Raw genomic sequence first — 19612 nt, 5'->3', positions numbered from 1 at the left:
TCTCTCGCGGTAGGGGTTGGTCGGGGTGATCGAGGAAGGGGGAGGACTGCACCCCGCCACGGAGCGGGGCGGGGACGCTCACTGCATCGCAGCGAGGACGAGCTGCGTGCTGAGGTCGTCGCCGAGATCCGAGGCGAGCGCGTAGCCGACGCCGCTGCGCTCGGCGGCGGCGACCGAGTAGCCGTTGATGTTGCCCACGTAGACGGGGCGCTCGCGCACGACGCGAGGCTGCAGGATCGGCTGCGCCTTCTGCACCGGGACCGCGCGCGAGTTGAACAGGTAGACCGTCACGCGGTGGTTGCCCCGCACCACGAACTGGAGCAGCGCGGCGCGCCGATCGCGCATCGTGTGCACGCGGGCGCCCATGAAGTTCGCCGGAATCGACTGGAACTGCGGCCTGCGGACCGGGACGCCGACGAACGGATCGAAGCGCGGCAGGTCCTCCGGGTTGGTCGTCTCCGGCGGCAGCGGCTGCGCGTGCTGGGTGACGAGATCGTCGAGCAGGACCTCGACGCTCTCCGCGCCCGCGAGATCGACCGCCGCCCTCGAGGGGCTCGCCTTCGCGGCGTCCGCCGGCGCGTCCGGCCGCCGCGCCACGCCCACGATGAAGACGACGCCCGCCGCCGCGGCCAGCGCGATCGCGTACCCCTTGTGCACGAGGCGCGGCCTCGCCTCGACCGACTGCGCCGCGTCGCGCGCCGCCCCGCGCGCCTGCTCGTGCGCCACCGCCGCGGCGACGCGCGCCCGCAGCGCGTCCGGGCACCCCGACGGCCGCGCCCGCTTCAGGCTCGTCCGCAGCGAGCGCAAGAGCCTCACCTGCTCGAAGCACGGAGGGCACTGGACGAGGTGGGACTCGAGATCGACGGCGTGATCCGGATCCAGCTCGCCGTCGACGTAGGCGGACAGCGCGTAGTCGAACCGCGAACAGCTCTCGATCGATTTCGCAGCGCTCATGCGGCACCCCGCTTCCGCTTGCGGTACGCGTCCAGGTCGGCGGGCGCGTCCTTCGCCGCCTCTTCGCTGACGATGCCCATCAGGACCGCGTGCTCGCGCAGCGTCTTCTGGAGGAGCTTGCGGCCCCTGTGCAGGCGCGACATCACCGTCCCGATCGGGCAGCCCATCGCCTCGGCGATCTCCTTGTAGGAGAGCTCCTCGATGTCCGACAGCACCACGGCCAGCCGGAACTCCTCGGGCAGCGCGTCGAGGGCGCGCTGCACCTCCGCCTCCACGAGCGGCGTGAGCGCCTGGGTCTCCGGATCGCGCATCGCGCGCATCGTCGTCGCGCCGACCCACGCATCGGTGAGCGGCTCGGCGTCGGGGCCGTCGAAGATGCCTCGCTCGAGGCCCCCGCGACGGTACCGGTTGATGAACGTGTTCGTCAGGATCCGAAGCAGCCAGGCCTTGAGGTTGGTGCCCGGCTCGAACTGACCCCGGGCGCGCATCGCCTTGACGATGGTGTCCTGGACCAGATCCTCCGCCTCCGTCGAGCTCTTCGTCATCCGGCAGCTCACGCCATAGAGCGTGTCCAGATGACCCAGCAGCTCGATCTCGAAGGCGTCGGCGCGGCCACCGTCGGCGCTGGCCAACGACAGGTCCTGCGCTACGGACGCAGGTTTCTTGCTGAAGAAGAACGGCATGGGCTCGCCTGGGGGAACAGAGGAGCGCCCAGGGCTATTCCAGCCTGCTCTCGCTCCCTTGACCCTCGCGACCCTCGCCCGCGGGTTCGTCCGCGCCGGAGCCCGCCTGGAGCGGAGCCGCGTCCTCGATGGGTTCACCCGCGCGTCCCTGGAGCTTCGCCTCCAGCTCGTCAATGCGCTGCGACAGGCGCTTGACATCGGCCTGGAGATCGCGGACCAGCCCGAGGCCCGGGAGGATGGCGCGGATGCGCTCGTCGACGGCCTGCTGCCACTGATCGAGCGTCTGCTTCGAGCTCTCGACGATCCCGCTCAGGCGCCCCTTCGCGTGGCTCGACCTGTCCGTGTCGAGCGGCGGGGGCGGATGGGACGATGGCGACACGGGCGTCGCCTGCTCCGTCCCCGGGGCGGGCGCCGTTCCAGGCGCCGCCACGCCGCCCTCGCCGGGGACCGCGCCGGGGATGAGCCGGCCGATCGGGCCCTCGCGCAGCTGCGAGAGCAGCCGCTCGCCGCGCTCCTGGATCAGATCTCGCAGCGTGCCGAGCGGTACCGAGCGCGGCTGCGATTTGAGATCCTCCGAGATGATCAGCGCCAGCGTGACCTCGGTCTTGTCCTCCTTGGTCGCGTTGTCGATGATCTGGACCTCTTCGCCAGCCCGGACCATCTCCCCTATCTGCTGCAGGGTGACGTAACGACTGTCCTTCGTGTCGTAGAGCTTCCGATTGGAGTAGCGCTTAATAACGCGACGCGGTACCTCGCCGCCTCCCAGAGTCTCCTTCGCCGTTTCCATCTCCTCTACGCCTCGAGTCGATTGGACCACCGCGAGAAACCTCGCGCAAGGGAAGATCACTCGATATCACTCGAATCATTCGACAAAAGAGACCGCGTGCAGGGGCCGGCGATCGATCTGCGTGACGTGGCCGCGAGCTATCCCACCGGGAGGCTGGCGCTGGAGGGGATCAGCCTGGAGGTGCGCGCGGGCGAGCTCTGCGCCGTCCTGGGGCCGAACGGCGCGGGAAAATCGACGCTGGTCCGGGTCCTCTCGGGGGCCCTGCGGCCGGCGCGGGGCGAGGCGACCCTGCTGGGGAGGCCGCTCGCCGGCATGGACCGGCGGGCGATCGCGCGGCGCGTGGCGGTCGTGCCGCAGGGGATCGCCTCGGCGCCCGGCTTCACGGTGCGCGAGGTCGTCATGATGGGCCGCGCGCCCCACCAGGGCGCGTGGATGCTCGCCGCCGGCCGGGACGAGGAGGCGGTCGCCCGCGCCCTCGACGCCTGCGATCTCGTGGGGCTCGCGGGGAGGTCGGTGGCCGAGCTCTCCGGCGGCGAGCAGAAGCGGGTGGCCATCGCCCGCGCGCTCGCGCAGGAGGCGCAGGTGCTGATCCTCGACGAGCCCGGGGCGCACCTCGACATCCGCCACTCGATCGAGGTCCACGAGGTCGTGCGCAGGGAGGTGGCCGAGCGGCGCCTCGCCTGCGTCGCGGTGCTGCACGACCTCAACGCGGCCGCCCAGTACGCCGACCGCGTGGCGCTCCTCAAGGCCGGGCGGCTGGTCGCCCACGGCACCGTCGAGGAGGTGATGACCTACCGCCGGCTCAAGGACGTGTTCGAGGCAGAGCTCTACGTGGGCGTGAACGAGCTCGACGGCAGCCGTTACTTCCTCCCCGTCCGGGGCGCGCACGAGGGCCGGCACGAAGGCGGGTAGGTCAGCCGGTGGGTAGACGGCGCGAGCGCTTTTCTCCGCATTCTCGACCACGCGAGCGGCGCGGTTTATAAGCGGCGCCATGCGCGGATCTCCACCCTGGAGAGCTCTCTCTCGAGGCTTCTTGCCGTGCCTCCTGGCCCTCCTCGCGCTGCTCGGCGCGGCCGGCTGCGCCGAGAGCAGGACGGCGCCCGAGCTCCTGAGCGTCGTCGACGTCGTGCCGCGCGAGGTTGACCTCGGCGACCGCATCGAGATCCTCGGGACCAACCTGCCCACCGCCGAGGCGAAGGAGGCGGTCGTCACGTTCCGCGGCACCCTCCGCCGCCCCGGCCAGGCGCCGCTCACCGGCCAGAGCATCGAGATCGAGGGCGCGCAGGTCAGCAGCACGAAGATCTCGCTGGTCTTCTCCGAGGGCCTGCAATCCCGCTTCGCCGGCCGCGGCGACGACGCGGTGCACACGACCTTCCACGGCGACGTCGTCGTCGAGATCCCCGCGACCGCGCAGGGCGCGCTCCCCGTGAACGGCACGGTGAGGGGCGTCACCATGGACTTCCTCCCGCCGACCCCGCGCCGCGCCGTCATCGAGGCGCGCGTGAAGGAGGGGGCGCGCGCGCTCGCGTTCTTCGGCGTCGAGGTCGCGGCCGAGGCGCCGCCCGCCGGCGGGCTCGTCGTGACGGGCGTGCGCGACGGAAGCCCGGCGGGCCAGGCAGGGCTCCAGCCCGGCGACGTGATCACGCGCTTCGAGGGCGTGAAGGTCCTCTCGAAGGCCGACGTGATCCCGAGCGGCCACGAGCGGCGGTCCGCGGTCGGGATCCGGCGGGGCGGCGGAGCGACCCTGTCCGAGATCGAGCTCTCGACCGAGGGGTTCCAGGCGAGCGCCCCGACCGATCTGCTCGGCGCCGGGATCATCCTCGGCGTGGCCGCCGCGATCATCCTGCTCTTCATGGCGCCGACCGCGGGGATCATCACCTGGGTCGAGCGCCGCGTCTCTGCGCGCATGCAGTCCCGCATCGGGCCGAACCGCGCCGGGCCGCAGGGCTTCCTCGTGTGGGTCGCCGACGGGATCAAGTCGATCATGAAGGAGGACGTCATCCCGGCCGAGAGCGACAAGGCGCTGTTCCGGCTCGCGCCCTACCTCGTGTTCGTCGGCGTGTCGGCCACGTTCGTCGTCATGCCGTTCGGCCAGTACCTCATCGCGGCCGACCTCGACATCGGGATCCTCTTCGTCATCGCCGTGACGTCGCTGGTCACCATCGGCCTCATGACCGGCGGCTGGGCGTCGAACAACAAGTGGTCGCTCCTCGGCGGCATCCGCTCGGCGGCCCAGATCATCAGCTACGAGATCCCCGGCGCGGTCGCGATCGTGTGCATCGTGATGATGACGGGCTCGCTGCGGCTCCAGGACATCATCGGCGCGCAGGGCGGCGTCGGGCCCTCGCTCCTCGACGTGGGCGGCTGGCCCTGGCACTGGTTCGTCTTCCGCAACCCGATCACGTTCGCGCTGTTCTTCCTCTATTTCACGACGGCGCTCGCGGAGGGCAACCGCGCGCCGTTCGACCTGCCCGAGGCGGAGAGCGAGCTCGTGGCCGGCTACTCGACCGAGTACTCCGGCATGCGGTACCTCTTCTTCTTCTTCGCCGAGTGGGCGAACGTCTTCGTGATGTGCGGCATCGCGAGCGCGCTCTTCCTAGGGGGCTGGCAGATCCCCGGCGTCTCGCCGGCCCAGCAGGAGGCGAGCTTCGGGCTCCAGCTCGTCGGCGTCTTCCTCTTCCTGCTGAAGAGCTGGGCGCTCGTCTTCGTGGTCATCTGGATCCGCTGGACGCTGCCGCGCGTCCGCATCGACCAGATGATGAACCTCTGCTGGAAGTGGTTCGTCCCGCTGTCGTTCGTTGCCTTCCTCCTGACGGCGCTCTGGATGGTGATCGGCGTCAGCAAGACGGTCCAGCTCGTCATCAGCGTCGTCACCTTCGCCGCCTGGGCGTACCTGTTCATCCACTTCATCCGCAGGGTCCAGCACAACCTGCGGGAGGCCAAGGTCGCGCTCCACCTGAATCCGTTCCTCTGAGCGCAAACCGCGGTGCCACCTCGGCCTTGCGCTGAGGTATGCTGTCGGCGTGGCGGTCCCCTCGAGCCCGGCCTCCGACTTCTGCTCCGCGTGCGGGTTCCCGCTGCGTGGGCCGCGGTGCGAGGCGTGCGGGGTGGACCGGTCGCCGGCGCTCTCCGTCTCGCGCAAGCCGCCGCCCGCGGACGCCGACTGGGACGGGAGCTCGATCGACGCCTGGCGCACGCGCGACCCGGTGCGCTTCGTCGCGCACTGCGCCTCCGCGGAGGCGGGGGCGAGCCTCCAGGCGACGACGCTGCAGGAGGGCGTGGGGTGGATCGTTCCGCTCGGGACGATGACGCTCTTCGTCTCGCTCGACGCGGCGAACGAGCGGGTGTCGATCGACGTCCCGGTCGTGCGCGTCGCGGAGCGGCACAGGGTGCCGCTGCTCAGGACGGCGCTGGAGCTGTCGGGCGGCCCCGAGCCGTTCCGGCTCTGCATGCGGGAGGATCTGCTGCTGCTCCGCCGCGTCGGCCGCGTCGCTGCCTTCACGCCGGAGGCGCTGCGCCAGGCGCTGCGCGAGAGCGGCGAGGCGGCGCAACGGCTCGGCGAGACGCTGGGCGCGTGGTTCGACGCGCGGCCGCCGTTCTCCGAGGAGCAGCGGGCGAGCCTCACGTGGGCCTCCGCCGGCCGCGCCCGGCCGCTCAAGAACCTCACCGTCCCGCCCGCGCCTGCCCGCCCGCAGAGCGCTCCCTCGGTGCGGGCCGGTGCGCTGGCGGCGCCGGTCTCGGGGGCGCGGACGCCGCTCGAGGAGCTGGCGGCGTGGGCGGCGCCCCCCTTGCCGCGCCTGCCCGAGTCGGTCGCGCGCCCCATCCGCGACGCGGACGCGATCCCCGACATCCTGTCCCCGTCGCTGGCGTCGGCGCCGGTGCCGGCGGCGAGCGTCGCGTCGTCGAAGAACGGCGGCGCGCCCGCGCCCAAGGCCGGCATCCTCCCGCCGGCGCACGACGCCGGCGCGGCGTCGAAGGCGAGCGGCGGCGCCGCGACGCCGGGGTCGGAGGGCGGCGCTGCGAAGCCGGTCTCGGCGAGCGCGGCGGCGCCGCTGTCGGGCGAGCCGGCGCCGTCCGGGGACACGCCGGCGCAGGTCGGCGATCGCCGCAGCGCGCGCACCGTGCCCTTTCGTCGCTCGCCCTCCATGGCGGCGACGCCGCTGTCGGTGCGCCCGCCCGCGCTGCCGGAGGTCGAGATCGAGCCTCCGTCGCGCCGGAGCATCCCGTCCCGCCCGGAGTCGGCGAACGCGGCGGCCGATCGGTTCTGCCAGCTGCTCCGGGACGCGCAGGTGCTCGGCGCGGCGCTCAGCTTCCAGGAGCGGCCGGGCGTCATGGTGCTCCTCATCCGGTGCACTGTCTTCCGGGCGATCTACGAGCACGGCGAGGCGATGCCCGACGCGGTCGCGCACCTCTACCGCTGCACGGCGGCCGCGACCCGCGAGCTCATCCAGGCCGAGGGCGGGTCGCGCCGCGGGAACACCGCCGGCGTCGCGGAGCCGGCGCTCCTCGCGATGGAGCGGCTCGTGGCGATGCGCGGCCAGGTGCCCGAGGAGAAGCCGCTGCACATCGATCCGCTCACCACGGCGGCGCTCGCGCGCGAGCACCTCGGCCGCTACCTGCGCGAGATCGAGCGCGCGCCGGCCGACCCGATGCTCCGCCACTTCCTCGCGATCGGGGCCCTGTCCGAGCTCCTGGTGCGCACGAAGCTGCCCGCCAAGACCGAGCAGCGGCTGCGCGACATCGTCGCCTACGCGCAGCGGGACGGCGCCAAGCCCGGCACGATCGAGCTCCTGATGACGGCGCTCTCGAGGATCGTCGCGCAATGACGTCGCAGCTGGCGGCGCACGGCGACGGCGATCTCGCGCTGCTCCACGAGCGCGTCGCCCGCGCCCGCCGCTCGGTGGTGGCGATCCGCGCCGGCGCGCTCGTGACGACCGGCTGGGTGGCGCTCGGCAACGGCGTCGTGGTGGCGAGCCGGCGCGGGCTCGGCTACCCGACGGAGGTCGCGCTGACGTTCGAGGACGGGCGGGGCATGGCGGGGCGGGTGATCGCCGCGGACGTGGGCCGCGACGTGGCGCTCGTCGCGCCGGCCGAGCCGCCCGGCGTCGCGGCGCTCGCCGCCCGCGCGGCGGCCGAGCCGCGGCTCGGCGAGCGCGCCGCGGTGCTGAGCTGCCTCCCGGGGCAGAGCCTGCGCCTCGCGGTCGCGCGGGTCTGCCACGTGGCGCGCAAGGTCGACGGGCAGCTCCCGGCGTTCGAGCTCGACGTGGCTGCGCCCCTCGGCGCGCCGGTGCTCGATCCGGAGGGGCGGGTCATCGGCGTGGTCGCGGCGCCGTCCGGCGCGGCCGGGGAGCTCGCGGGTCACTGCGTGGTGGTCCCGGCGGGCGCGTTCCAGCCGCTGCTCGCCCTGGGGGACCGGCCGCTCGCGGAGCTCAGGGACCGGGCGCCTGTGTATCGATGCCCGGCGTGCGAGGAGCCGTTCGACGTCGAGTGCGACCGGTGCCTGGGCTGCGGCCGCCTGCTGCCGCACGCGTACCCGCCGTGCCCGGCGCGCGCGGGCGTCGAGCGGGTGATCCGGCAGGGGCTGACGGCGCTCGGGCTCATCGCCAACCGGGTGCGCGTCGGTCCGAGGGCGTGGCGCATCGCGCAGCGGCCGTACCCCACGGCGGAGACGGCGACGCAGGTGGACATCGAGATCGACGAGGCGGGGCGCCTGCTCACGCTGCGCGCGCCGGTCGTGGGGCTGCCAGCGGCGAACCACGAGCCGTTCTACCGGTTCCTGCTCACGATGAACGACCAGACGACGGGGGAGTTCCGCGTGTCGCTCACGGGCGACGAGGTGTCGGCGTCGTGCGTGGCGTCGCTGGAGGGCTGCGCGGACCACGACGTGGCGCTGCTCATCGATGGGCTCGTGCAGATGGCCGACGAGTACCGGAGGACGCTGGCGGAGACGTTCGACGCGGCGCCGAGGTTCGAGTCGGCGGCGGGGCGCTGAGGACGCGGGTCGAAAGCTTCCGACGCGCTCCACAGGTCTCCGACGCGCTCCGGAGGCTTCCGGCGCGGAGGCGCGACGCGGAATTTGCCGGGAAACTCGTGCCCTGGCGCGTGTCGAACGGCGCCTGGGGCGCAGCGGACGCTGCCAAGTAGGCGAAATTTCGTGCTCCGGAGCGCGTCGGAAGCTTTCAGAATGCGTCGGAAGCTTCCGGAGCGCATCGGAAGGTCTCATGGGCGCGCCGGAGGCGTTGGTTTGTGAGTCGAGCTACTCGACGTCGGTCTCGTGGGTCTCTTCCCCCGGCGATGTCGGCTGGGATGGCGTGGCCGTGGGCTTGCCCGGCTTGGGCGGCGCGGCGGTGGGCTTGCGCTGGCGCACCTTGCGGCTCGCGAGGCCGAGGCGGATGAGGTAGCCGCGCTTCTTGATGACGGCGCGGGCCGTCGTCGACCACTCGTCGAACCAGGAGCGCAGCTTCGCGAGCGCATCGCGCCGGCGCGCGGTCTCCGGGAGCTCGGCCTGCTCGGGCAGCGGGGATGTCGGGCCGAGCGCGACGTCGACTAGCCCCTGGAGGCGCTTGCGCTCGGCCTTGTCGAGGCTGCGAGTCGCGAGGAAAGCGACTGCCTTCTTGTCGCTCTGCTTCGTTCCGGCGCGGCCCGGGTCGGTGCCATTCTCGAGGGCATCGAGCCGCGCGAGGAAGGTGGCCACTCCCTGGACGGCGGCGGTGCCGGTGGAGGGCGCGAGGTCCTTGAAGACATAGGCGTTCACATCGGGGAAACGCCGGCGGAGCGCGGCGCCATGACGGGTGAAGTTGGGCTCGTCCCACTGATCGAGCTCCCCTGTGGCGGCGCGCTGCGCCCTGGCATCGTCGGTATCGGGCGGCGCGCCGATCTTGCGGGGAGCGGCGAGGACATCGAGGAGCAGCGTGCGGCCCTCCACGATATCGTCATCGGTCATCCCCGCCGCGGCCATCGACGTGCGAATCGCGGCGACAGCGCCGAGCCCCGTCAAGAACTTGGTGACGCGCTCCGGCGTGGTCTCGAGGACTTCGTCCGAATAATCCATGCTGAGTTCCTCCCTGCCGACCGGGGGATCCGGACGGCGGCAATGAGAAGGGAAGTTACGGTGGTAGTTTCGGTGATCGCAAGAGCATTGTTGAGCGCTCGCAGCTGAGCGACCGTCAGTTTTTTTTTTTTTTTGCTCTACCGGCTCGGCATGGTCTCGATAACACGACACGTGATAACACGCGATAACACGCGATAACACGCGTCGGACCAAGCCGGAAAAAGCCACCCATGCAGCCATGGCCCCCGAGCGCGCAGCCACGGCTCCCGCCTGCGCAGCCATGCCCTCGGGGAGCGCAGCCGCACCCGGAGGCGCCCATGGTTTTCCCGGGACCGATCACTTTTCTGAGAAATCCGCCGCGCAGCGTCGATAGTACCCGTCGAAGGCAGGAGCGAAGACCCCTTCGGAGTTCGCGCCGGGGGGTCCGTCGCCGCCGTCTCGACCCCACGCTCTCATGCCCGCACTCGCCGGAGAGGAACATGGCCGTGACCGCCCGCAGCTCGATCGAATGCCTGCTCGCGACCGTGCCCCTGGACCAGGCCCTTCGCGCCGGCGAGGGCGCCGCCGGGTCGCCGGGTCGCGTCGAGCCCCCTCCGGCCCCGCTGATGACCGCGCCGCTTCCTGTGTCGTTTCGCCCGGATTCGCCTCTTCCCTGGCAGCCGTCCCAGGCGCCGCCCGCTTCCATGGCTACGGTGCCGTTGCCATTCGCGCCGTTCGTGCCGGCCGCACCGGCGGTCGTCACGCGACCTGTCACAACGCGACCTCTCGTGATCGAGGTGCCCTGTCCTCCGGTCCGCCGGGCGCCGCGCTCCGGTCCGACGGAGGGGCGCGCGCCCTCCGCGCAGGGGCTCGCTGCGCGTCCGCCCGCGCGGGTGGCGAGCTGGCTCGCCGTCGCCGCGACCGCGGCGTTCTTTGGTATGGTCGGCGCGCTCCTGATGAGGTGGTGGGTGGGATGAGTCAGGGTGAGCACAGCGCACGAGACGACGAGGCCGGGACGCCTTCGCCCCCCGCGACCTACGTTCCGGGGAGCGTCGTCGCGGGCCACAGGCTCGTGCGGATGATCGGCGCGGGCGGCGTCGGCGTCGTCTACGAGGCGGTCCACGAGTTCACGCAGCGGCGGGTCGCGCTCAAGCTGCTGCTCCCGTGTTACGCGAGCACCGAAGAGGTGCGCGAGCGCGCCCGCAAGGAGGCCATCGCGCTCTGCCGGCTGCGGCACAAGAACATCGTCGCCGTGCACAGCGCCGATATGCTGTCCGACGGCACGGTCTGGATCGCCATGGAGCTCCTGGAGGGCCAGCCGCTCCGCCGGATCTGCCAGGTGGAGTCGCCGCTGCCGATCGCGCGGGCGCTCCACGTCGGGATCGAGATCGCCGACGGCCTCGCGGCGGCGCACGACCTCGGGATCGTGCACCGGGACGTGAAGCCGGAGAACGTGTTCGTCGATCGGCACGGCGAGGTGAAGCTGCTCGACCTGAACATCGCGAAGATCCGGGTCGACGGTCTGCCGAGCACCCGCCCGGGCCAGCGGTTCGGCACGACCGCGTACATGGCGCCGGAGGAATGCTGGGGAGAGCCGTGCTCACCGGCGAGCGACGTCTATGCGCTGTCGCTGGTGATCTACGAGCTCCTGGCCGGTCGTTACGTGTTTGCCACGGGCCGGGGGCTCTCGGGGATGCCGAGCGAGGGCCAGCTCGTCGCGGCGCACATGCTGCGGATGCCGGTGCCGGTGCACGAGCTCGTGCCGTCGATCCCGGAGTACGTCTGGCCGGTGCTCCAGACCGGCCTGTCGAAGCGGCCGGCCGAGCGCTTCAGGCACGCCGGCGCGGCGGCGAGCGCGCTGCGCGAGCTCCGGGAGCGCTACCTTTCGGACGTGCGCGCCGGCCGGCTCGCCGCGGTGCCGGACCCAGGAACGCCGGGGGCCCGGCGGGAGCACCACGGTCCGGGATCGCCCGTGCGGCTGATCGCGGCGCCGCGGTCCGATGAGAGCCGGGTGATCGTCCCTGGGCCGGCAGCCTCGGCCGAGCCCGGCGAGAGCGAGGCGCACGAGGAGGACGCTGGGCCGGCGGCGCGCGAGGAGGACGCTGGGCCGGAGGCGTGGGCGGTGCAGTCTTTGGCTCCTCCGTGGCACCCGCCGTCGAGCGCGCCGCCGGCGGCCGACCCGGGCTGGCCGCTGCTCGTGACCCCCGGGCCGGTCACGGTGCGATCGTCACCGGGAGGCCAGGGAGCAAGCCTCGTGGGACCCGACCTGCCGGCGACGGACCGCGTCGCCGACCGGCGCTGGCGAGCGCAGCTCCTGCGCCGGTGCGCCGTCGCGGCGGTGCTGGCGATCCCGATCTCGGGCGCCGCGACCGCGCTGTACATCCATGTGCGCCGCGAGCGCCCCGCGATGTCCGCCTCCGAGAGCGGAGCCGTGCTGGCCGCGCCTACCGGCGGGGCCGTCCCGAGCGCGCAGGCGGCGCTGTCGCGTCCTGACCTCCCGCACGCCGCGCTCTCCGGCGCGCGCGAGATCGGGGCACCGCCGGACGCGCGCGCGCCGGAGAGCGCTGCCGAACCCCTCGGGGTCGAGGTGACCGAGGCCGCGCCGTCACCGCCCGCCGAATCCAGGGGGATGGCGGCCAGACCGAGCGCGCCCGTGAAGGCCAGCACGCCGGCGCAGGCGAACACGCCGGCGCAGGCGAACACGCCGGCGCAGGCGAGCGCGCCGGCGACACGGGCGCGTCCGGCCGCGGGGGCGGCACGAGCGCCCGCGCGGCGCCCGTGGGACTGGCTGAAGACGTCGAGGGGGCGCGACGAGAAGAAGAACACCGACCCGAGCGAGGAGGAGGACATCTACCCGATGCCCTCGCGCGGGCGTGCCCCCGCGCCCGCCAGGCCGGCTGCGCCCCGGGAGAAACGACACGAGCAGCTTCCGTTCGGCGACAAGCCCGAGTTTTGAGGGTGCGCGCGGAGCAGCGAGCAAGGAGCGAGGACATGTCGAACGACGAACCCAGCGCGACCGATGATCGCTTCCTCGACGAGGTCGTCGAGCGGGCGCTCGCGTCTTACCGCGGGGTCGCGCCGCCCGAGCTGATCGAGACCATGCGCGAGCTGCTCGTGGAGGCGCTCACCGAGGACGAGGTCGGGCGGGATCTCTTGGAGCGCGCGCGGCCTCGCGCGGCGCCGCTCGGCAGCGGCGTCGAGGCCCGTGACGGCGCCGGGGAGCCCCGGCGCAAGGCGGGGGGCGGCGAGGGTGGCTGAGCCCGAGGCGAGGCTCACGCCGGCGCAACAGGCGCTCGCGGCGTCGGCGCTGCACGAGGTGAGCGGCGCGGCGCGCCGGCTTTCGCCGAGGCTGCGCAGGCATCTCTCGTTCGATGAGCTGATGTCGCTCGGCAGGGCGGGGCTCATCGAGGCGGCGCTCGCCTACGATCCGGCGCGGGACGACAGCTTCCCGCGCTTCGCGCGGCACCGCGTCCGGGGCGCGATGCTCGACGGGTACCTCCAGGAGGCGCGGGAGCAGGACCGGGTGGTCGCGCTCTGCCTGCAGGGCGGGTACGACTACATCGCGCGGCAGCGGCGGTACGGCGACGTGATGACGGACGCCGACGGCAAGGCGGAGGAGCGGCTCCTCGACCATGTCGACGGGCTCGCGGCGAGCGTCTTCGCGACGGCCGCCGGCGTGGCGAAGCCGGAGACCGGGGAGGAGACGCTGTCGCGGCGCGAGCGCCACGGCCGGGCCCACGCGCTGCTGCGGCGCACCCTGGCCAGGCTGACGCCGCGCGAGGCCGAGGTGCTGTCGATGCACTACGTGGAGGGGCGGCCGCTCAGCGAGGTCGGCGGCGCGCTCGGGATCCCGCACCCGGGCGCGTACCGGGTCCACGACCGGGCGATCGTGCGGCTCGGCAAGCTGCTGCGCGCGGCCGGGGTGACCGAGCCGCCGCCGCGCGAGGACGAGCTGTGAGCGGGCGGCGGGCGGGGCGATGGGCGATGAGAAAGATGAGAATTCGCGCGCGCGGGGCCGATGGATCGCGGTGAGAGATCGGCGGCACGGACAGGAGGCGAGGCGGTGAAGGACGAGGACCGGAAGGAGCGCGGGGAGCGCGAGGGGGAGGGAGGCGCAGCGAGCGAGCCGAGCGCGAGCGCGCCTGCGAGCCCAGCGCGAGCGCCGAGCCAGCTTGTGTCGCACCCCGCGTTCCAGACGGGCGTGGTGTACGTGGAGCCGGATCTGCGGGACGAGGTGGAGGCGTACTGGCGCGCGTACGCGGCGTGGGAGAGGACGAAGGAAGGGCCGCCGCCGCGGGAGCCGCGGGTGAACGTGCGGGTGGACCACGAGGGAAAGCCGAGCACGGCGGCGCGGCTGCGGGAGACGATGGCGCAGCGCGAGGGCGGGGCGAAGCGGGGCGGGGGGAAGAGCAAGAGCGGGGCGGAGAAGAGCGCAGGCGGGAGCCCGTGGGCGGGGGACGCGGCGGCCGGGGCGGCGGTGATCGACAAAAGCGCGCTGCCGTCGGCGCACCGGCCGAGGAGCGAGGGGGCGGAGGAGAAGGACGGCGGCGAGACCGACGCCAGGCCGGGGAAGGCGCGTCGCGCGGGGACGCTGGCGGCGATGCTGGCGCTGGCGGCGGGGATCGGGGCCGCGGCGATGTGCGGAGCGAAGGAGGGGGCGCCGGCGGGGAGCGCGGTCGCGCGGGGCGCGACGAGCGGCGAGCGCGCGATGCGCGAGGCGGCGGCGAGCGGCGTGGCGGTGAGCGGCGCAGCCGCGACAGCGAGTGGCGAGCGCGCGACGAGCGCGCCGGCGGCCGTCGCGGAGAGCGCGGCCGAGGGAGCGCCGCCCGAGGCGTCCGCCGAACGCGCGGCGCCTGCGGTGATCTCCGATCGAGATGATGCAGCGCCCGCTGCGCCGCGGAGGCCCACGTCCGAGAAGAACACACCGGCGCCGAGAGCGCCCGCAAGGCAGCCGCCGAAGCGGCCGCCTTCACCCCAGGAAGAGAGGGAAGCGCCGGTCGCGACCGCTATACCGTCGCCAGCGCCGCTCCCGACTCGTGCCGCGGGAGGCAACGAACCTCCCGCCACATCCGAGCCGAATGTCTTTCAACCCGAGCTCAAGTACTGACCATGCCCCTTCGCCGCTCAGCAACCGTCGCCAGCCTCTTCGTTGTCCTCGCGTGGACGTCCTCGAGCCTTGCGAGGCCGCCCGAGCAGCCGCGAGCTGCCATCACCGACGCGATGACCGAAGAGTCGCGGAAGCTCTATCTGAACGGCGTACAGGCGGCCTCGGAGTCGCGCTGGGAAGCCGCGCATGCCATGTTCCTGGCGGCGCGCGCGCTGCACCCGCACTACACGATCGACGGCAACCTCGGCGCCTGCCAGCTGCAGCTGGGCCGGTACCGCGATGCTGCAGAGAACCTGGCGCGGTATGTGCGCGGGCTGAAGCAAGACGCGACGAGCACCGCGGAGGAGCGCATCCGAGGTGAAGCGGGCTACGCGAAGGCTCGGGCGCAGGTCGGTGCGCTGCTGGTGCAGGCGAACGTGGAGCGGGCCGCGGTGCTCGTGGATGGGGTGCAGGTGGGCCGGACGCCGCTGCCGGATCCGGTGTTCGTGGAGCCGGGAAAGCACGCCGTGACGGTGGAGTGCGAGGGGTACGCGACGGACGAGTTCACCGTCGAGGCGGCCGCGGGTGGAGAGATCACGCGGGAGGTGACGCTGAGAAAGCCTGCGGAGAGATCGCCGGTGCTGGCGCCCGCGCCTGCGCCCGCGACGGGGGGCGATGAGGAGCAGCCCGGGAGCGGTCCCAGGAGGGCGCTGCTGATCGGTGGTGCGGCAACGGCGGGGGCGGCGGCGATCGCGGGCGTCGTGTTCGCGGTGTTGTCATCGACGAACGCAGAGGATGCCGACGAGAAAGAGGCCTCTCTCGGGGCCATGGGTGGACCGAACGCGTGTGCGGCTGGGCGGAGCGTCGCTGAGTGCAGCTCGCTCCGCAGGCTCGAGAAGAATGCGGCAACGTTCGGAAATGTCTCGGCATGGAGTTTCATCGGCGCGGGCGTGGCGGGGGTGACAACCGCGATCGTGTGGGCGGTCGATTCACGCGCCGAGGAGAGAGCAACGCTTCGTGTGAGCCCTGTGGTTGGCGCCCAAGAGGGCGGGATCGTGGTGGTGGGTACGTGGTAACGGCCGGGGGTTGTTCGTCCTGGGAGAGAGATACGATGCGGCGCAAGTGGTGGACCTCTGCGGTGCTGATTGCGGCGGGTGCGACGTTCGGACCCCACGCTGCGGGTTGCTTCTTCGTTGCGCCAGACTGCACGCTCGGGATGTGCCTGGATGCGCTGCCACCCGGTGACGGGGGCGGCGGCAGCGACGCCGTGTGCGAAGCGGACCCGACAGAGGACGCGAGCACGGTGACGGAGGCGTGCGCGGTGTTCGCGAGCGCGAGCGCAAGGCCAGGCGGCGACGGGACGAAAGCGAAGCCGTACGCGTCGCTCGCGGAGGCGATCGCCAACGCGAACGGCAAGCGGGTGCTCGCGTGCGCCGGCGAGGCATTCACGGAGAGCGTAACGATCGAAGCGGAGGTCGAGGTGATCGGGGGCTTCGACTGCGGCGCGGAGTGGACGTGGAGCGCGCAGGCGCGGAGCGCGATCGAGGGGCCCGCGAACGAGATCTCGCTGACGCTGACGGAGGGCGCGAACGGTGCGAAGGTGAGGAGCTTCGCAGTACGCGCGGCGAGCGCGACGGAGGCGGGCGGCTCGTCGATCGGCGTGGCGGTCGCGGACGTCGAGGCGGAGCTGGCGCAGGTGGACGTGACCGCGGGCGACGGGATGGACGGCGCGAACGGCGAGACGCCGACGGAGGCGCCCGTGACGGGCGCGAGCGCTCCCGCGATGAAAGCGTCGAACGCGTGCGTGGCGCCGAACCTGGTGATCGGCGGGACTGCGGGCGCGACGACGTGCGAGGACGGCGAGACGAGCGGCGGAGACGGCGGGGCCGGAGGGATCACGGGGACGGAGGAGGGCAACGGGCAGGCAGGGCGAGGTGGCGAGCCGATGCCGGAGCCGAATCCTGAGGAGTACGGGCTCGGAGGGCGCGGGCAGATCGATCCGCTGGGAACCTGTCGGGAGGGTGCGCCCGGTGCTCCGGGCGCTCCTGGCGACCCGGGCGCAGTGGGCAGCGGCGCGACGCTGTCGCTCGCCGGGGTCAGCGGCGGAGACGGCGGCCAAGGCATGACGGGCGGTCGTGGTCAAGGGGGAGGTGGCGGCGGCGGCGCGAAATCGGGGACGTTCTGCTCGCGCGATACGACCCTCGTCGACGGCGTGGGCGCCAGCGGCGGAGGCGGCGGCGCCGGTGGGTGCGGCGGCAAGGGCGGCGGCGGCGGCAAGGCCGGCGGTTCGAGCATCGGGATCCTCAGCCTGGGCACGAAGCTGGTGCTGACCGATGTCACCGTCGCGGTCGGAAAAGCCGGCAAGGGTGGTGATGGATCTGCGGGCAAGGCTGGCGCGGCTGGTGGTGCCGGCGCGGCCGGTGGGGAAAGCTCCGGACAAGGCGATTCGAGGCGCGGCTGTCAGGGAGGAACTGGCGGCGACGGCGGTCGCGGAGGCTTCGGCGCTGGCGGCCGAGGCGGCCACGCCGTGGGCATCGCGTATGCGGCGGCGCCGCTCGAAGCGCCGGCGGTCACTTTCACCCCCGGCACGGCCGGCGACGGCGGCAGCGCCGCGCCGGGCGGTCCGCCCGAGAGCGCCGGCGCGCCGGGGAGCGGCGGAAGCTGCTGGAACTTCGCCGCTCAATCACCGTGTGGAGGAGAAACGCCATGACTACGTCCGAGCACATCCGCGCCGCGCTGAAGGCCCCCGATGCCTCTCTCGACCGGTGGCTCGATCCGGTGTGGTGCGCGACGACGCCGGAGGCGGAGAAGAAGCGGCTCGCGGAGAAGCGTGCCCGACGGGTCATGGAGATCTATGGGGTCGATGACCCCCGCATGGAGGCGCTGCTCGTGCGGCTGGCGAGCCAGGTGGAGCAGTGGGCCGCGGAGGAGCGAGCCACCACGCAGGAGGCGGACGACGAGGCGTGGGTGAGCGCGGTGCCGGACAAGGGCGAGACCGAGCGGCGCGGCTCGCGCCTGGCGTTGCTCGGCGCGGTGCTCTTCGTGCTGGGGGTCTTGTGCGGCGTGATGCTGGCGGCGCTGCGGCTGCGCTGAGGTAGCGACGTAGCAAGGCCGCGCGCAGCGCGGCTCGAGGACATGCAGGGAAACGCGCGCCGCCGTCTGCGGCGCGCCATGGCTCGGCTCGTCTTGGCGACGAGCGCGCGAGGAGGACGAAGGTGTATCCACAGCTCGCCATCGAGGCGGCGGCGCATTCCGACGTGGGCCGCGGCGCAGCCACAACGAGGACAGCTTCGCTACGCTGCCGTGCGTGGGGCTGTTCATGGTGGCCGATGGGCTCGGCGGCAACGCGGCCGGCGAGGTCGCGTCGCGCATGGCCATCGAGCTCGTCAAGAGCTGCTTCGAGGAGGGCGAAGAGCTCGAGGAGACATGGCCGTACGGCATGGGCAGCGCGCAGGACCGCGACGAGGTGCGGCTTGTGCTGAGCGTGCGGCGGGCCAACCGCGCGATCTACGAGGCCAGCCAGCAGCAGGAGGCGCTGCGTGGCATGGCGACGACCTTCGCGGGCGTGCTGCTCGGGCGCGGCATGGCGTACATCGCGCACGTGGGCGACTCGCGGGTCTACCGGATGCGCGGGGGCCGACTGGAGCGGCTGACCCGGGATCACACGCTGGTGGAAGAGCTGCTCGGTGACGGCGACGGAGCGCGGGAGGCGGTCGAGGCGCTGAGCAACCGGGCGAGGACGATCACCCGCGCGCTGGGGGCCGACGAGAACGTTGACATCGAGTCGCGCGTGGAGGCGACGGCGCCGGGCGATATCTTCCTCGTCTGCTCGGATGGGCTGTGGGGCCCGGTGCCCGAGCGGCGCATCGCCGGGATCCTCGGGGCGCACCGCGATCTGGGCTTTGCGGCGGAGCTGCTCATCGACCTCGCGAACGAGCACGGCGGGCCGAACAACGTGACGTGTGTGCTGGCGCGGCTGGGAGGCGGGTGACGTGCGCGCCGTGGCAGGCGCGACGAAGGGCGGACTCGAGGGGATGCCTCGTGTCGGGCAGCACGAGGCCTGGCTCCGCCGTACAGCGGACGAGAAAGCTCACGGTCGAGGAGGGAACATGGAGTACATGCTGGGTGCAATGTGGCTCGTCTCGCCGATCGGCCTCGCGATGATCGCATGCGTGGCGATCGGCTTCGCGGTCACCGCGCGCGAAGCGCTGGGACGAGAGCGCGGGCTTCGTGAGGCGCGCGAGCACGCGCACGATGAGGAGGAGGCAGCCCTCACCGATGCGAAGGAGCAGGCAGCGGGCGAGCGAGATCGATACCGGCGCCTCCTCGACTGTCACGTCGATGCGACGCTTGCCGAGCTGAGAGATGCCCGAGGGCGCCCCGTCCCCTGGCCGGGAAGGGTCCTCGAGTCGTTCTGTGCGACGACGCCTTCGTGGAGGAGAAAGCTGGGCGAGAGCACGGGGTTGGAACCGAGGGAGGTGGAACGGTTGCTGAGGAGCGACCTGCCCATGACGCCCGGCCTCGCGCGGCAGCTGGAGACCTTCACCGGCACGCCGGCGCGGTACTGGGAGCGCCTCTGGCGGCTGCACGACGACCGCCGGACTGACGCGGAGGATACCGTGGTGGTCCAGGTCGGCGAGCCCGTCACCAGGCGCGAGAGCGCGGCGTCGCCGGCTCCGCTGACGGTACCTCCCCGCGCGCTCGACACTCCTCCGCCCGTGGTGCCGTCTCCCGAACTCGCGGCCAGAAGCCCGCAGGCGAAGCTCCCGCCGCCTCCAGCGCCGCAGCTCCGGCCACCGCGCCCAGTCCGCGCCGTCACGGGGGAAGAGCTCGCCCATCGCGCTGCCCCCCTGACGAGCTTCCCGCTACAGCCCGACGAAGGGGGGACGAGCGCTGCCAGTGCGTCCGATTGGGAGGAAGCAGAGCGCTCTACCCTGAACACGACACTCCCGGGAGTAGGGCGCGATGGGTGAGAGCATCTGTTTTGCGCCTTTGGTGCGCCAGGCAAAGCCTGGGCGAGGAGGAAGCTCATGTAGAAAGCTGAGACCTTGCGATGGAACCCATGGAGGTCC

17 protein-coding genes are annotated in these 19612 nt (G+C 72.8%); 13 read left to right on the top strand and 4 right to left on the bottom strand.

Annotated elements, in window-relative coordinates; translation table 11 throughout:
• Nucleotides 1-78: 78 nt before the first annotated feature.
• The 3 genes from WMF29_RS40420 to WMF29_RS40410 are packed head-to-tail and all read right to left on the bottom strand — an operon-like array spanning nucleotide 79 to nucleotide 2424.
• Nucleotides 79-954, bottom strand: coding sequence for an anti-sigma factor family protein (locus WMF29_RS40420; protein ID WP_437325417.1), 876 nt, complete (start codon nucleotides 952-954; stop codon nucleotides 79-81).
• Nucleotides 951-1637, bottom strand: coding sequence for a sigma-70 family RNA polymerase sigma factor (locus tag WMF29_RS40415; protein ID WP_437325416.1), 687 nt, complete (start codon nucleotides 1635-1637; stop codon nucleotides 951-953). Before WMF29_RS40415 ends, WMF29_RS40420 begins: the two co-directional genes overlap by 4 nt.
• 34 nt (nucleotides 1638-1671) lie before the next feature.
• The gene (locus WMF29_RS40410; protein WP_437325415.1) at nucleotides 1672-2424 is read right to left on the bottom strand and encodes a polyhydroxyalkanoate synthesis regulator DNA-binding domain-containing protein; all 753 of its coding nucleotides are present in this window, start codon (nucleotides 2422-2424) and stop codon (nucleotides 1672-1674) included.
• Nucleotides 2425-2520: 96 nt separating this feature from the next.
• Here WMF29_RS40410 and WMF29_RS40405 point away from each other — a divergent pair, with 96 nt between their 5' ends.
• The 4 genes from WMF29_RS40405 to WMF29_RS40390 all read left to right on the top strand — a co-directional run bounded on the left by WMF29_RS40405 (nucleotide 2521) and on the right by WMF29_RS40390 (nucleotide 8416).
• Nucleotides 2521-3336 (top strand): ABC transporter ATP-binding protein, encoded by an 816-nt coding sequence (locus WMF29_RS40405; RefSeq protein WP_437325414.1) that lies wholly within the window; start codon nucleotides 2521-2523, stop codon nucleotides 3334-3336.
• 121 nt (nucleotides 3337-3457) lie between these two features.
• Nucleotides 3458-5398, top strand: coding sequence for an NADH-quinone oxidoreductase subunit NuoH (gene nuoH / locus WMF29_RS40400; RefSeq protein ID WP_437325413.1), 1941 nt, complete (start codon nucleotides 3458-3460; stop codon nucleotides 5396-5398).
• A 49-nt stretch (nucleotides 5399-5447) separates the two neighbouring features.
• Nucleotides 5448-7250 carry a hypothetical protein gene (locus WMF29_RS40395; protein WP_437325412.1) on the top strand — a complete coding sequence of 601 codons (1803 nt, stop codon included), beginning with the start codon at nucleotides 5448-5450 and terminating at the stop codon, nucleotides 7248-7250.
• Nucleotides 7247-8416 (top strand): trypsin-like peptidase domain-containing protein, encoded by a 1170-nt coding sequence (locus tag WMF29_RS40390; RefSeq protein WP_437325411.1) that lies wholly within the window; start codon nucleotides 7247-7249, stop codon nucleotides 8414-8416. Before WMF29_RS40395 ends, WMF29_RS40390 begins: the two co-directional genes overlap by 4 nt.
• 264 nt (nucleotides 8417-8680) lie before the next feature.
• Here WMF29_RS40390 and WMF29_RS40385 read toward each other — a convergent pair whose 3' ends face one another.
• Nucleotides 8681-9475 carry a hypothetical protein gene (locus WMF29_RS40385; RefSeq protein WP_437325410.1) on the bottom strand — a complete coding sequence of 265 codons (795 nt, stop codon included), beginning with the start codon at nucleotides 9473-9475 and terminating at the stop codon, nucleotides 8681-8683.
• 952 nt (nucleotides 9476-10427) lie between these two features.
• Here WMF29_RS40385 and WMF29_RS40380 point away from each other — a divergent pair.
• The 9 genes from WMF29_RS40380 (at nucleotide 10428) to WMF29_RS40340 (ending at nucleotide 19513) form a co-directional block, all read left to right on the top strand.
• On the top strand, nucleotides 10428-12410 hold the full coding sequence (locus WMF29_RS40380) for a protein kinase domain-containing protein (RefSeq protein WP_437325409.1): 1983 nt from the start codon (nucleotides 10428-10430) through the stop codon (nucleotides 12408-12410).
• Nucleotides 12411-12445: 35 nt separating this feature from the next.
• Nucleotides 12446-12712, top strand: a complete 267-nt coding sequence (locus tag WMF29_RS40375; protein WP_437325408.1) for a hypothetical protein — start codon at nucleotides 12446-12448, stop codon at nucleotides 12710-12712.
• Nucleotides 12705-13412, top strand: a complete 708-nt coding sequence (locus WMF29_RS40370; protein ID WP_437325407.1) for a sigma-70 family RNA polymerase sigma factor — start codon at nucleotides 12705-12707, stop codon at nucleotides 13410-13412. Before WMF29_RS40375 ends, WMF29_RS40370 begins: the two co-directional genes overlap by 8 nt.
• Nucleotides 13413-13517: 105 nt before the next feature.
• Entirely contained in the window at nucleotides 13518-14561 is a 1044-nt protein-coding gene (locus WMF29_RS40365; protein WP_437325406.1) for a hypothetical protein, read from the top strand.
• Between the two features lie 113 nt (nucleotides 14562-14674).
• Nucleotides 14675-15616, top strand: a complete 942-nt coding sequence (locus WMF29_RS40360; RefSeq protein WP_437325405.1) for a PEGA domain-containing protein — start codon at nucleotides 14675-14677, stop codon at nucleotides 15614-15616.
• A 35-nt stretch (nucleotides 15617-15651) separates the two neighbouring features.
• A complete protein-coding gene (locus WMF29_RS40355; protein WP_437325404.1) occupies nucleotides 15652-17250 on the top strand; it encodes a hypothetical protein in 1599 nt (532 codons plus the stop codon).
• Nucleotides 17247-17633 carry a hypothetical protein gene (locus tag WMF29_RS40350; protein ID WP_437325403.1) on the top strand — a complete coding sequence of 129 codons (387 nt, stop codon included), beginning with the start codon at nucleotides 17247-17249 and terminating at the stop codon, nucleotides 17631-17633. The genes WMF29_RS40355 and WMF29_RS40350 overlap by 4 nt, the downstream gene beginning before the upstream one ends.
• A 214-nt stretch (nucleotides 17634-17847) precedes the next feature.
• Nucleotides 17848-18531, top strand: a complete 684-nt coding sequence (locus WMF29_RS40345) for a PP2C family protein-serine/threonine phosphatase (protein ID WP_437325402.1) — start codon at nucleotides 17848-17850, stop codon at nucleotides 18529-18531.
• Nucleotides 18532-18649: 118 nt separating this feature from the next.
• Nucleotides 18650-19513, top strand: a complete 864-nt coding sequence (locus WMF29_RS40340; RefSeq protein WP_437325401.1) for a helix-turn-helix transcriptional regulator — start codon at nucleotides 18650-18652, stop codon at nucleotides 19511-19513.
• Nucleotides 19514-19612: the final 99 nt, after the last annotated feature.

Origin of the sequence: Sorangium sp. So ce381 (assembly GCF_051473845.1) — a bacterium.
Lineage (GTDB): Bacteria > Myxococcota_A > Polyangia > Polyangiales > Polyangiaceae > Sorangium > Sorangium atrum.
The sequence above is the reverse complement of the archived record's forward strand: the minus strand, read 5'-3'. Positions and strand labels throughout refer to the sequence as shown.

Bases quoted from the DNA above. Each gene is read 5' to 3' on its own strand.
- WMF29_RS40420 (WP_437325417.1), bottom strand. From the start codon at position 954: ATGAGCGCTGCGAAATCGATCGAGAGCTGTTCGCGGTTCGACTACGCG.
- WMF29_RS40415 (WP_437325416.1), bottom strand. From the start codon at position 1,637: ATGCCGTTCTTCTTCAGCAAGAAACCTGCGTCCGTAGCGCAGGACCTG.
- WMF29_RS40410 (WP_437325415.1), bottom strand. From the start codon at position 2,424: ATGGAAACGGCGAAGGAGACTCTGGGAGGCGGCGAGGTACCGCGTCGC.
- WMF29_RS40390 (WP_437325411.1), top strand. From the start codon at position 7,247: ATGACGTCGCAGCTGGCGGCGCACGGCGACGGCGATCTCGCGCTGCTC.
- WMF29_RS40385 (WP_437325410.1), bottom strand. From the start codon at position 9,475: ATGGATTATTCGGACGAAGTCCTCGAGACCACGCCGGAGCGCGTCACC.
- WMF29_RS40380 (WP_437325409.1), top strand. From the start codon at position 10,428: ATGAGTCAGGGTGAGCACAGCGCACGAGACGACGAGGCCGGGACGCCT.
- WMF29_RS40375 (WP_437325408.1), top strand. From the start codon at position 12,446: ATGTCGAACGACGAACCCAGCGCGACCGATGATCGCTTCCTCGACGAG.
- WMF29_RS40360 (WP_437325405.1), top strand. From the start codon at position 14,675: ATGACCGAAGAGTCGCGGAAGCTCTATCTGAACGGCGTACAGGCGGCC.
- WMF29_RS40355 (WP_437325404.1), top strand. From the start codon at position 15,652: ATGCGGCGCAAGTGGTGGACCTCTGCGGTGCTGATTGCGGCGGGTGCG.
- WMF29_RS40350 (WP_437325403.1), top strand. From the start codon at position 17,247: ATGACTACGTCCGAGCACATCCGCGCCGCGCTGAAGGCCCCCGATGCC.
- WMF29_RS40340 (WP_437325401.1), top strand. From the start codon at position 18,650: ATGGAGTACATGCTGGGTGCAATGTGGCTCGTCTCGCCGATCGGCCTC.